Annotated in this window: 9 protein-coding genes and 2 pseudogenes; all 11 read right to left on the reverse strand. The window is 51.2% G+C overall.

What is annotated here, in order from left to right; all coding sequences use genetic code 11:
* Window positions 1-4: 4 nt before the first annotated feature.
* The 11 genes and pseudogenes from ACK8P7_RS00490 to ACK8P7_RS00540 all read right to left on the reverse strand — a co-directional run bounded on the left by ACK8P7_RS00490 (window position 5) and on the right by ACK8P7_RS00540 (window position 12,551).
* Complete coding sequence (locus tag ACK8P7_RS00490; RefSeq protein WP_256138893.1) at window positions 5-2,101, reverse strand: CD1108 family mobile element protein; 2,097 nt, start codon at window positions 2,099-2,101, stop codon at window positions 5-7.
* 35 nt (window positions 2,102-2,136) lie between these two features.
* Window positions 2,137-3,099 (reverse strand): DNA-methyltransferase, encoded by a 963-nt coding sequence (locus ACK8P7_RS00495; protein WP_070470229.1) that lies wholly within the window; start codon window positions 3,097-3,099, stop codon window positions 2,137-2,139.
* Complete coding sequence (locus ACK8P7_RS00500) at window positions 3,096-5,537, reverse strand: VirB4-like conjugal transfer ATPase, CD1110 family (protein WP_410042272.1); 2,442 nt, start codon at window positions 5,535-5,537, stop codon at window positions 3,096-3,098. Before ACK8P7_RS00500 ends, ACK8P7_RS00495 begins: the two co-directional genes overlap by 4 nt.
* Entirely contained in the window at window positions 5,485-5,889 is a 405-nt protein-coding gene (locus ACK8P7_RS00505) for a PrgI family protein (protein WP_410042273.1), read from the reverse strand. The genes ACK8P7_RS00500 and ACK8P7_RS00505 overlap by 53 nt, the downstream gene beginning before the upstream one ends.
* A 40-nt stretch (window positions 5,890-5,929) precedes the next feature.
* Window positions 5,930-6,799 (reverse strand): VirB6/TrbL-like conjugal transfer protein, CD1112 family, encoded by an 870-nt coding sequence (locus ACK8P7_RS00510; RefSeq protein ID WP_070470234.1) that lies wholly within the window; start codon window positions 6,797-6,799, stop codon window positions 5,930-5,932.
* A 19-nt stretch (window positions 6,800-6,818) separates the two neighbouring features.
* On the reverse strand, window positions 6,819-7,034 hold the full coding sequence (locus ACK8P7_RS00515) for a Maff2 family mobile element protein (protein ID WP_131009387.1): 216 nt from the start codon (window positions 7,032-7,034) through the stop codon (window positions 6,819-6,821).
* Between the two features lie 241 nt (window positions 7,035-7,275).
* Window positions 7,276-8,322: pseudogene (locus ACK8P7_RS00520) on the reverse strand (VirD4-like conjugal transfer protein, CD1115 family); the annotation flags it as partial.
* Between the two features lie 133 nt (window positions 8,323-8,455).
* On the reverse strand, window positions 8,456-10,363 hold the full coding sequence (ltrA, locus tag ACK8P7_RS00525) for a group II intron reverse transcriptase/maturase (RefSeq protein ID WP_410042274.1): 1,908 nt from the start codon (window positions 10,361-10,363) through the stop codon (window positions 8,456-8,458).
* 681 nt (window positions 10,364-11,044) lie between these two features.
* Window positions 11,045-11,782: pseudogene (locus ACK8P7_RS00530) on the reverse strand (type IV secretory system conjugative DNA transfer family protein); the annotation flags it as partial.
* The gene (locus ACK8P7_RS00535) at window positions 11,779-12,255 is read right to left on the reverse strand and encodes a PcfB family protein (RefSeq protein ID WP_058351589.1); all 477 of its coding nucleotides are present in this window, start codon (window positions 12,253-12,255) and stop codon (window positions 11,779-11,781) included. The pseudogene ACK8P7_RS00530 and the gene ACK8P7_RS00535, both read right to left, overlap by 4 nt.
* A gap of 71 nt (window positions 12,256-12,326) precedes the next feature.
* Complete coding sequence (locus ACK8P7_RS00540; RefSeq protein WP_002584988.1) at window positions 12,327-12,551, reverse strand: DUF5348 domain-containing protein; 225 nt, start codon at window positions 12,549-12,551, stop codon at window positions 12,327-12,329.
* Between the last annotated feature and the right edge of the window lie 11 nt (window positions 12,552-12,562).

Raw genomic sequence — 12,562 nt, forward strand, 5'->3', positions numbered from 1 at the left:
GCGGTTAGTTCCAGTTCATCAGCCCGTACCCTTTGATACAGGCATAGTCTAAGGGATAGCTTTTGATTTTGCAGGCGTCGCCGGAATTGCCCTCGACGGTATAGACGCGGCTTCCGTCTGTGCCGATAACAAGCCCTACATGGTCTGCACTTCCGTCTAAGTCCCAGTCGAAAAAGATAGCGTCGCCGGGTGCGATATTCTCATAGCCCCGCGCTCCCCATTGCCCGCGTGAAGTAAACCACGGAATACCCTGTGATTGACAGGCGGCAAAACGCGGCTCGGATAAGCCCATTTGCCCGTAGCACCACGACACAAAGCAGGCGCACCACTCCACGCGGCTGTTAAAGCCGTACCAGCTCCAATAGGGCTGCCCGCCCACGTTGCCGACTTGCCGCTTCGCTATATCTACAATCGCGGTATTTCCGGGGCGCGTCCCGTTTACAAACTGTACGCCGCTTAAATCCTCGGACGCGGAAACGTCGGGAGAACCGCCGCCGAAAATCAAGGGCTTGTTGCCGCTTGTTTCCAGATACACCTGGTACATTTCAAGCTGTTCTGCGGTCAAAAGCTCCGATACAAAGCTGTTAATCGGTCTGTTTGTCAGCTTGACATTGAGAATGTAATAGTTATAGGGTACTTCAACAGTATAGGTATCGCTGTGGCTGTTCCCGTCCTCGTCCGTCCATGTGTCGGTGCGGGTTTCGGTGCGGTAGCGCACTTCGATTTCTTCCGTCAGTGTCAAGGTGTACTGCTTATCAAAGACGCGGTTTAGCTCTGCCTGTGCGCTCTGGGGCGTGTAGCTCTGCAAAAGGGCGGTAAGGTAAGAAGCCAGTTCATGCGGGTTATGCCCGATATTGTCAAGGTCGTAGCGGTATTCATCATAGCCGGGATTGTCGCGCTCGATATTGTCAATCCGCTGCTGAAGCTCGGTTTCCTTTGCGGCGTAGTTGTTTTCCGTTGCCACAAGGTCGCTGTCCTCCGACGTGTAGGACGTCCCAAGAACGCCGTTCATCATGCCGGAAAACATAGCCCCGCAGGAAGAAAGTCCCGCTGATACCATGATGAATAAGAGCAGCGCGGCAACGGCGATACCAACGCCCGCCGGGTGCCGCCCCACAAAAGCAACCGCTTTCTTTGTTTCCTCGGCGGTTTTCTTCGCTGCCTTGCGGGTATTCTCGGCGGCTTTCTTTGCGGTAGCTGCGCCGCCCGTCTTTGCTGCCTTAGCATACTGCCGCTTGATTTGCTGCTTCTGCATGAAACGGGATAGGGGGTTACTTGTAAGCTGCGGGTTCTCATGCAGCGTCTTGTGGTACAGGTAATTGACGTTTGCTTTCTCCGCTGCTTTTTCAGCCTTTGCCGCCGCCCGGTAGGGTTTCAGCTTGTGGCTGCGGTAGCCCTCCCGGATTTTCCGCGTCCCGTACTTTGCGCCCTTCTCCGCTAATTCCTCGGATTTATGCGCTCCCTCCACGCCGGAATTATCCTTTTCAACGGAATGTATCTTGTTGTGGACGAAAATACCCGCTTCCTGCGCGGGGCGGGATAGCGGGTTAGGGTGGGCTTTGCCGCCATTTATCGGCTTTTCCTGCTCGGTAAAGCGTAAGCGGGTCTTTGCCTTTCCTGTGGCTTCGTCAAAGGTGCGTTCCCCTACAAGTTTCTTTTCTTTGGGGATAGCTGCCTTTGCCGCGTCCAGACGGTCGGCGGCTTTATCGGATTTTTTGATATACGTTTCAAGCTCCGGCGTATTTAATTCTTCCTCGGTAAACTGCAAGCGGGAAGATTTCTCTTTTACCGTAGCGTCGCGCTGTGCTTTCTGCGCTGCCTTTTTACTCGCTTTCCGGGTCTGGGCTGCGCCAACGCGCTCCATGACGCGCTCGGCGGTAGCGGTGTCCTGCCTGTGGGGAAGCTCTGGCGCAAGAGGAAGCGGGGAAGCGTCAGGAGAAACAGGGGGTAGCTCTGCCACGTTCTGCGCCGCCGCTTCCTGTGCAGCCTGCGGCGCGGGCTGCTCCTGCGGTTTTGAAAAATCCGCTTCCTGTTCCCGGCGGCTTACACGCTCGGCGGTTTCTTTGGTTTCGTTGACCTCGATAAGTCCGTCGCGGGTCATTTTCTGCGTGATTTTATCACGCGGCTTATATTGTTTTATGGCTGCACACCTCCAATCCGCGCCCTTGCAAGGGCGCAATACTCAATATTCAGTTCGATACCGATATAGTGTCGGTCAAGGCTTTTTGCGACTGCCGCCGTTGTGCCGCTGCCTAAAAAGGGGTCTATGACAACGCCGCCTTTCGGACAGCCAGCCTTGATACAGGTTTCCGCTAACTTCGGAGGATAGGCGGCGAAATGCCCGCCGCTGTATGGTACCGTGTTGATAAGCCACACGTCCCGCTTGTTCCGCATGGTCGGTATAAGTGCTTCGTCATAGTAGCCGCCGCTTCTTGTGCGGTTGATACCCTGTACTTTCCCTTGTCCGGGTACTTCATCAGCATACTTGTGTCCCGCGCCCCGCCCGGTGCGGTAACGCGCCGCTGTTGTGGCAGCGATAGGCTCCGCAATGGCGGCAGCGTCATAAAAATATTTCTTTGACTTTGTAAGCAAAAAGATATGTTCATAGCAGCGGCTCGGTCGGTCTTTGCAGCTTTCCGGCATAGGGTTTTCTTTCTGCCAGATAATATCACTCCGTAAATACCACCCGTCAGCGCGTAGGGCAAAGGCTAAAAGCCACGGAATACCGATTAAATCCTTTTGCTTGCAGCCGGGAGCGCGGGCATTTTTAGCAGTCTGCTGTCCGTTTCTGCCTTTCGGGTTCTTTGGGTCGGCATAGTAACCTTTGTTCCCGGTGCCGCAATAGGTGTCTGCGATATTCAGCCAAAAGGTACCGTCGGAACGCAAGACGCGCTTTAGCTCATGGAATACGGCAACAAGCCTTTCTATGTATTCCTCCGGCGTGTCCTCCCGCCCAATTTGTGCGTCAAGCCCGTAGTCCCTAAGTGCATAGTAGGGCGGGCTTGTTACGCAGCAATTCACGCTTTCGTCGGGCAGTTCCCTAAGAGCAAAGAGCGCGTCCCGGTTGATGATAATGTCCGTCTTTAATTCCTCTGTCATGCTTCGCCCACTTCCTCCGGCTTCGTCGTCATTACCCGGTAAAGCTCGGTATCTTTCGGGAAGCGGTCTACAAAGGGCAGTACCACGTTTCCGTAGAAGATAAGTCCCTCGCCCGCTTCGGTGTGGGTAACGTACTTCATCTGCTGCGGGGAAATGTTAAGCTGCTTTGCAAGGATAGCCCGGTCGCCTGCCGCTTGATTGAGCATGAGGACAAAATCAGAGTTTTCAAAGATATTTTCCACTTCGCGGCTGCTAAGTAAGTCTTTAACGTTCTGCGTAATGGCTGTGGGTATGCCGCCCCACTTTCTGAAACGCTTCCAAATCTCCACGCTGTAAGCGGCGGTCTGTTCCTCTTTCAGAAGCAAGTGAAATTCGTCCATATAGTAGCGTGTGGATTTCTTTTCTGCCCGGTTGACCGTTACCCTGTTCCATACCTGGTCCTGCACAATGAGCATACCCAACTTTTTAAGCTGCTTTCCAAGCTGTTTAATATCAAAGCAGACAAGGCGGTTTGAAAGCTCTACATTCGTCCTGTGGTTAAAGACGTTAAGGCTTCCCGATACATAAAGCTCCAACGCCGACGCGATCCGCGCCGCTTCCGGCTCCGGCTGCCGTAAAAGCTCGTCGTAGAGGTCGCCCAAAATCGGCATATTTGCCGGGTCGGGGTTTGCTAAAAACGGGCGGTACACGTTTCTTACAGCGCGGTCAATGACCGTCTTATCAATCGGCTGCAAGCCCTCCTTGCCGCCAATGACAAGCTCACACAAGGACAGGATAAAATCAGATTTCAGCGCAAGGGGGCTGTCGTCCTCGGAATAGTTGAGGTTAATATCCATAGGGTTCACATACTGGGGCTTCCCGTCAATGCCCTTGCCCGTAGGCGACAAACGGATAACTTGACCGTTCAGACGCTGCACAAGGGAGAAATACTCGGCTTCCGGGTCGCAGATGATAATATCGTCGTCCGTAATGAGGAAAGCATTTGTCATTTCCCGTTTCGCTGCAAAGGATTTCCCGCTTCCCGGCGTTCCCAAGATAAGCCCATTCGGATTTTTAAGCTGCTTGCGGTCGCAGAGTATCATGTTGTTTGAAAGAGCATTCAGCCCGTAATAGAGGGCTGCGCCTGTCTGGAAAAGCTCCTGCGTGATAAAGGGGATAAAAATAGCGGTGCTGCTTGTCGTCAGCCCTCTTTGAATAGGGATAAGGTTTTCCCCAAGAGGGATAGAGGACATAAGCCCCGCTTCCTGCTGATAGTCAAGGCGCGTCAAAGCGCAGTTATATTTCTGTGCAATGCCCGCCGCTGCGAAAATGTCATTTTCCAGTTTCCGCTTCGTGTCCGCCATGTTTACCACAAGGAACGTAAGAAGAAACATACGCTCGTTTCGGCTCTGCAAATCCTGTAAGAGATTTTTCGCTTCGCTGCCGAAAGTAGCAAGGTCAGAGGGAATAATATCCATGTCATAGCCGCTGCGTACTGCTTTTTTCTGTTCCTCAATCTTCATCTTGTCAAGGTCTGTGATTTTCCGCTTGATAGTCTTGATTGCTTCGGTCTGGTCGATACTGCGGATATGCAGATTGACGATAACGCCCGTTTCCAAGTCCAGAATGTCGGCAAGCATACGGTCATTCAGTTCCGGCGCAAGGATTTCAAGGAATGATACCGCGCCTATTTTTCTACCCATGCGGAAATAGCGTCCCTCGCCAAAATGGAAAGAGGACGGGGCGATAAAGTCCTTTGTACTAAGCCCGGACGGGGCAAGCCATGAAAAATCAAAGGAAAACGGCTTGCCCTCCGGGTGGAATACGCCATGCAGCACGTTCAGCCGTTCATAGCCCGTCATAGGTCGGGCAGACGCGCCAAGTACCTTAAAATTGTTCAGCACGTCGGTTTCAATACGGGAAAGGCGGGCTTTTGCCGCCGCCGGATTGTCTGCTTCGATACTGAATGTGATGTACTTGTGCTTCACAAGCCCGTTGTTGCCTTTGGAAAGCTGATTTTTCAGCATATCCGAATACTCGGTGCGGATAGAGTTGAAAGCGTCGTCCTGCGCGGGAATATTGATAGCTTTCTCTGCCTGCTCCCGCTGCGTCCCTTGATTGATGAAAGAAAGCTGCACCGAAACGGAAGCGTCAAAGTAGTTGAGAAAATCGCACCAGTTTTCAAAAATGGCGGTCTTGTCGTCTGCCTGTGCAAGCTGATAGTTAATATCTTCAAAGGCAATGGATTTACTGTATTTCTTTTCCGATACCTTGCATATCCCGTCCGGGTACATGGTAAGGTAGGGGATTGTCTGCTGCGCGGTGTGGGCTTTCCCGTCGCCCTTTGCCTGCCGGATAACCTCGGCAATCTGCTTTTTCTCGGCGCGGGAGAGCTTGCGGGGCGGGTTAGCCCCGGTGTTTCTTTTTCCCGCTGCCTTTTTTGTAGGTTCCTTTTGCAATCTCTGATACCTCCTTTTCCAATTTTCTCTGCCGTTCCAATACGGCGTATAAATTCTGTGTCTGATAGGGTCGCTCTTTGGGGGCAATGAATTTTGTCTGTATGATGTGCTTTGCCACCACTTCAAGGGGCTGCCCGTGTTTCTCATACATGGCGAACAGGAAACAGGGCAGCATGACCGCAATCATTACCACCGACGCAAGGCTTGTGCCTGCGCTGTCTTTGAGCAAAAAGAAAAGCGGAAGTCCTAAGATAAGGGCAACCGCAAAACAAATGATTTGCCGTTTTGTAAGGTTGAAAGCAACCTTTGTTTTGACTTTGGATAAGTCTTTCGGTACGGGTACATACGCCAAGCGTAAACCTCCTTTCTGCGGGGAAAAGCCCCGCGGTCTTTTAATGTGCGTTGAATATGGATTTTGCCAGTGCGCCGGATTTGAACAGGGAGAAGCAGAGAATAACGGTGTAAGCTGCAAGGGAGAAAATCGCGCTGTGCAGGTTATCCGCTATAATCATGCTGTTTACCAAAACCGCATAAATGCCGACGCATACCATAATCAGAAAGCCTTGAAAACCGATAGCGAACAGGGCTTTTAGGTAGTTGTTTCCTATCTGTCCCCACTCTCGATTTGTCATTGTTGCAAACGGGATAGGCGATACCGAACAGTAAAGGTAAATTTCTATCATTCTGCCGTAGAGGATAACGGTTATCAATACGGACATGATTTTCATGCACAAGCTCACAAGGCTTGTTTCCATGACAAGTAAGAGCAGTTCGGGGATTTCCATTGCTTCAAGCCCGTCCTGCATGGAGCCAAGGGCGGCGGCAACGTCTATATTCGTGTTGCCGCCGATTACCCCCGACGCGCCGGAAACAACGTGTTGCGCCATATCGAACACCGCCATAGTAATATCAAAGGTGTGCGTAACAAGATAGACTGCGACAAACGCCTTGAATATCCACTTGAAAAACATGAACGTGTCAATATCGTGCATATTGTTCTTTTCCGTTACCATGCTGATTAGCTCGTAGCATAGGACATAGGTAATGACAAGCCCCGCAATCGGGACAATCACGTTTTCCGATAACGTCCTTATCATGGAAAATACGTTTGCGTTCCACGCTTGCGGGGTCCTGCCTACCTCTGCGGCGATAGTGCCGACTTTTTCGTTTACGTCCCCGAACATAGATGACAGATTACCGTTTATGGCTCCGATAAGGATTTCCTTTATCCATTCGTTAATCGCGTCAAGTATGCTCTGCATAAGCCTTTACCCGCTTATCTTAACCGAACAGCCCGGAAAGCAGCGGTACAAGGGTCATGCCGATAAGGGCAACGCCGCCGCCAGCCATGAGCTGCTTCATGCCCTGGCTTTTTGCACCCGGATTGTCGTTACCATATCCCTCCAGAAGATTGATAACGCCCCAAATGCCTAAGCCTGCTCCAAGAGCGATAACAAGGGTCTGCAATACGTTTACTGCGCTGTTGAAAAATGCCATATAATTTCCTCACTTTCTGCCGTTTTGCGGCGATAAAAATTGTTTGTTTTTGGTTTTGGGTATGAAAAAAGCCGCCTGTGTTCGGCGGCTGCGTCCCCGCGCTGCTTAAACTGCTGCGGCGCGGCGGTATTCAGTTGTCATTTTTGTAAGGGTTGATACGCTGCGGCTTCCTGCCACGCTCCAAGTAGGGGCGCGTACCATATAGCCCGTGTTTACAGTTCGGATAGATTACCACCTCCCTTTACGGTGCTGCGTCCTCCTGTACGTCGATTTCGTAGTAGTCAAATACTTCGTCCGGCTTTACGATAGCGGGGCGGCGTTTGATATGCTTTTCCATGTCAAAGGCGTTTTTCGGGTCTGCGTCGGACAGGTACTTGTATTTCGGGTGCTTCGTGATGTCGTACTTATCAGAGAAGAACGGGCGCACACCTCTAAGCTGCAAGATACATTTCCCGCCGTCCATGACCGCGATTTCGTCCTGCGTCATAAGCTCTTTGCCTAACTTCTGATAGTTCAGCCCATGCGAAAGCTCCCGCCCTCTGGTTTCGGAAGTGTTGAAGCTGTCAATCGTTTCTTTGCCTAAGATTTCCGATATTTCTTTGAGCGTCGTTTTTTCCTTGCCGCCCAAGAAAAGGGTCGTGTCGCAGTTGCCGACTATGGTATCGGCGTTGTCCTTGTAGATTGCCTTTAGCTGCGACTGTGATTGCAAAATAATAGAAGCCGATATTTCGCGGCTTCGTATGGTCGCTATGAGCTTTTCAAACTTCGGGATTTGACCGATATTCGCAAATTCATCTAACAGGCAGCGCACATGAACAGGCAGCCGCCCGCCGTAAACATCGTCGGCTTTGTCGCATAACAAGTTGAAAAGCTGCGTGTAGAGAATGGAAACAACAAAATTGAAAGTGTCGTCGGTGTCGGAGATGATAACGAACAATGCCGTTTTTCTATCTCCCAAAGTGTCAAGCTCCATTTCGTCGGTTTCCATGAGTTCGCGCAGTTCCCGTATGTCAAAGGGGGCTAACCTTGCGCCGCAGGAAATAAGGATTGACTTTGCCGTTTTGCCTGCCGCAAGTTTGTACTTCTTGTACTGCTTGACCGCAAAATGTTCCGGGTCTTTTTCTTCCAGACGTTCAAACATGAGGTCTACCGGGTTCTTAAAGTCCTCGTCGTCCTCGCGGGCTTCCGACGCATTTATCATTTCAAGCAGCGTCGTAAAGTTCTTTTCCTCGTCGGGGGCTTCGTACCAGATATAGCCGATAAGCGCGGTATAGTAGAGCTTTTCAGCTTATAGTGATAGGTAACCCTTTGAAGTAATCTCCGGGTTTTCCCCCACTTCACACCGGACATGCGATTTTCACCGCATCCGGCGTTCCAACGATTGTTTTCGCAAGCATTTAATCAGTCACCAAAATAGCTTTTTAATCTATAGCCGCCAGACCAGCCTGCTCCCGCAGTCTGTTTACCTTTGAAACTTGCTTTTTCGTCATGTTGAGTGTTTTGGTTAAGGCTTTGAGCTTTGCCGTGTCTGTCGTTTCCAACAGCGGCAGATACCTGTAATGCAGAAGAGTCATGTTTTGATAGCGCTCCTGCCCACCGTCATTCTTTGGCTTTTTCAGCCAACAGGCGATTTCGGATGCACTTCCGAATTCCTCTCCGCTGACCGCACATTTGCCGCCTTGGGCAGAGAATAAAGAAATTCTGCTGTCGGCGTATTCTGTGCTGTGTCCGCCCGATGCCATCGACCGTAATCCTTCAAGAACAAATGGGTTCAATCGGAGATTCGTGTGTATTGGCTTTCTGCCTTCTGCCGTGTAGCTACATACGGCAGACCGCTTCGAGTGTGGTATCTTGTTTTTTACGAATGCAAGCGGGTAGATCGGTTGATCGATCCCGGCAACGTAACGCACCATTTTCGACCTTCCGTATCGCTCCTTCTCCGTCTGGGTCATAGTTCCGCCCTCGCGTTGAAGCCTGCACCCTTTCTCTGAGTTCAGCCTGTTGGTAAGAACGGTCATTACCTGCCTGTGGATGATCCTGCAGTCAAGACTGATGCAGGTGGCGATCTCGAAGTAGTTCTGGATGCCCATTACCATCGAGTTGTAAGTCCGGATTTCTCCTAATGGCGTTTTGCCTTCGGATGGTCTGGCTATTCTTTTTGCCTGTTCCACGAGCTTTTCCCGCTCTATTCCAAACTTCTTGTCACATATGTGGGACTGTACAGTGTATTTCTTTGCTTTCTGTCTGACCCGTATCTTGAACCCAAGGAATTCCGAATAGCGTTTTCTCACATTCACTATCCGTGTTTTCTCTGGGGAAACTTCAAGCCGCAGTCTTTCTTCAAGCCACTGCGTCACAGCTTCCATTGTCTTTACAGCATCATCCTTCGAGCGGCAGAAGATTCTGAAATCGTCAGCATATCTTACGATATACATTTCCTTCAGATTTGTGCTCTTCATGGCTCTGTACCCATGGCTCTTGTCGAACACCTCGTTTTTGCCGATTGTCCTGTATCTTCCTCGGGCTACAGCCACCGGATTGTTCTGCCATTGGCTCTCTACCCAGTGATCCAGTTCGTTCAGCACGATATTTGCCAGTAACGGCGAGATGATGCCGCCCTGCGGCGTGCCTTTGTCCGGTAGGATAGTTGTGCCGTCCGGCATGCGAATCGGCGCAGTCAGAATCCGCTTTATTACAAATATCAACTGCTTGTCCCTGATTCCCATTGCCCATATCTGTTTGATCAGCTTGCTGTGATTCACGTTGTCGAAAAAGCCCTTGATGTCGAACTCAATGACGTAGTGAAGATGCGTCACCTGCATCAGCGAATAAGTCTTCGCTATGGCATGCTCCGCCGATCGGTTCGGTCGAAAGCCGTAACTGTTGTCGCTGAACTGAGCTTCACAGATCGGTTCCATGACTTGCTTAATACATTGCTGTATCAGCCTGTCCCAGATGCAAGGGATGCCGAGCGGCCTTGTTTTGCCGTTCGGTTTCGGGATGTCTTTGCGTCTGACCGGTTTGGGCCGGTAGCCGTGCCGACTCCCTGTGACAATAAACCTCACTTTCTCCACGACTTCTTCGGGAGTCCTGCTCCCGATGTCTGTGATGTTTCTGTTGTCTGTGCCTGCCGTGTAACTTCCTCCGTTGGTTTTGATATTCCGATAGGCAAGCAGGATATTTTCGCGCCGCAGGATGATCTCCATCAGGTTTGTAAATATTTCTCCGCTCTTGCTTTTTCGGTAAAGCTCATCAAAGACCGGTTGCATGCCGTAATACTCTGCATGCCGAAGGTCGTCAACACATAGACTCTTTGCTTCTCCTGGCATAAGGCATCACCTCCTCTCAGAGAGTGACCCTTTTGGTCTTACTCGAATCCTTATCTTGGACTGAATAATGCCTGCTTAGACCAACCGACTGGTGACCATCCCTCTTTCCCCCATTACAGGGGCTGTCATAGGTTCGATCACGGCTTTTCAGCACCGGTTCACCTGCTTATTGTTCTTCGTCAGGCTATTCCTTGCGGAACCCGGTACCTTTCCACGTTCCGATAGTTCTATCTGTACATACGCGCCTTTAGGTTCCCACTATAGTCCTGTCGGCTTGCCTGTGCCTGTAACACAGCATGGTCGTTCATAGGAAAAATTCTTACTAAACCACACCGACTGCGCTTTAACGCACCCCGGCATTTCTACCGGGTCTTCTTTTAGACCTGTACATTCGCGGGTTCGTCAGTCCGCCCGCCAAGGCGAACATTCTAACCATGGGCGTCTTATAGACCCTTGGCCTATAGGCAGCACACCCCACCTCTGGGGCGCTTTCGCCGGCATTGGCTGCCAGTACGGCTGCTCTCGGCCGTTGTCGCGGGGCTTCATACAAGAGCCTTTACAGCTGATGCATGCCCGCCAAGGGCAGGCGTTTCAGGGCGTTACCCCATCATTCCACCTGTCAAACTATCAGTTATCCACGCAACATACGTTGCGTGTCCGCCAGCTTCTTACCGCTGGCGAACGTGTCGCACTTACCCAAAAATCCTCGCCGGATTTCTCCCCGTCGCCTTTGGTGTTGGCGATAATGGTATTGACTAACTTCAAAATATCCTTTTCGCTCCGCAGATAGGCAAAGGGATTGTATTTCATGGATTTTTTGAAGTTAATCGTATTCAGCACTTTGATTTTGTACCCGCCCCGCTGTAAGAGCTTCCCGCACTCGATTAAGACGGTGCCTTTCGGGTCGGTAACAACATAAGAACTGTGCATTTGCATAAGGTTGGGCTTTACGAAAAAGCGGGTCTTGCCGCTGCCGGAACCGCCGATAACAAGAATGTTTTTGTTTCTTGCATACTTCGGCTGCTTCGGGCGGCTGCTCATCATCAGCCTTTCGGTCTGCGTCAGCAGCACATTATTTTCAAATACAGGGTCGATATACGGCTTTATATCCTCCGCGCCGCCCCAACGTGCAGAACCGTATTCCATGCCTTTTCGGTACTTCTTCGCGTTCTTGCCTTTCATGTAAACGGCAAGCCGGATAATGACCGCCCCCGCAATGCCGATAAGCAGATCGGCGGGGTGCAGGCTCGGCGCGATACTGGAAAAGGCGGCGGCAAAGCCCGTCCCAAGCTGCAAGAGCTTTTCGCTTGCGTCTGCGCCGGGGGTAAGGCGTATTGCTGCGCCTATCTTGTCAAACAGATAGACAAAGAGCAGATAGGGCAGGTTGAGGATAAGCAGCTTTTTGACTTCCTGCTTCATAGCGATACCTCCCTGTCCTTGTTCTTTACCTTGTCCCGCTGCGCGTTCAAGCCCGCCGCCTTTTCTTTCAGAGAGGAAAGCAGCTTGCGGATAGAGGGCTTTTTCTCCTGTGTCAGCTTCTTTGCGGAAAACTCCTTAAAGGCTGCGGTCAGCACGTCAGCGTCGCGGCCTTTGAAAAACACAAGGTAGCGGGGCGGGTTTTCCGTCGTGTCCTTTTTCAGCGCAAAGTCGATACCGTACTTTTTCGCCGTACTCTCAAAGGCTTTGATATTGCCCTCGGTAATCTCAATGTTGGAAACTCCCGCGTTCTGCTTCATAAGCTGCTTTAAGGTCTGCTTGCCCTGCGGCGTTTTGTCTTTCTGCTTCTTCATCTGTGCAAGCAGCGTTTTCATAGCCTTTTGAAGTGTCTGCGCGGTCAGCTTCCCGGTCTTGATGTAAAGGGCTATGGTCTTTTCGTTGATTTCATCTTGCATTTACCGTCCTCCTTTCGCGGTAGTCTGATAGTGTTAGGGTGGTACGCCGCTGCGGTAGCCGCCCATAAGCTTTAGATACGGACGCGCAAGCCGTTCAAATCCTCGGCGCGGATACCCACAAGGTACCATTCCTGCGCCGCGCTCATTTCAATGCGGGTCGGCTTCCATTTGCCGCCTGTGAATACGTCGAAACACTCTCCGCAATGCAAGCCGCCGTAATAGTCGGCAATGTCAAAGCGAATGTCGTAGCGGTCGGTCTGTTCGTCAAAAATCAAAGCTCCTGTTTTCTGTGCCATGTGGTAATCCT

Origin of the sequence: Oribacterium sp. P9, assembly GCF_046365365.1 — a bacterium.
Taxonomy (GTDB): domain Bacteria; phylum Bacillota; class Clostridia; order Lachnospirales; family Lachnospiraceae; genus Oribacterium.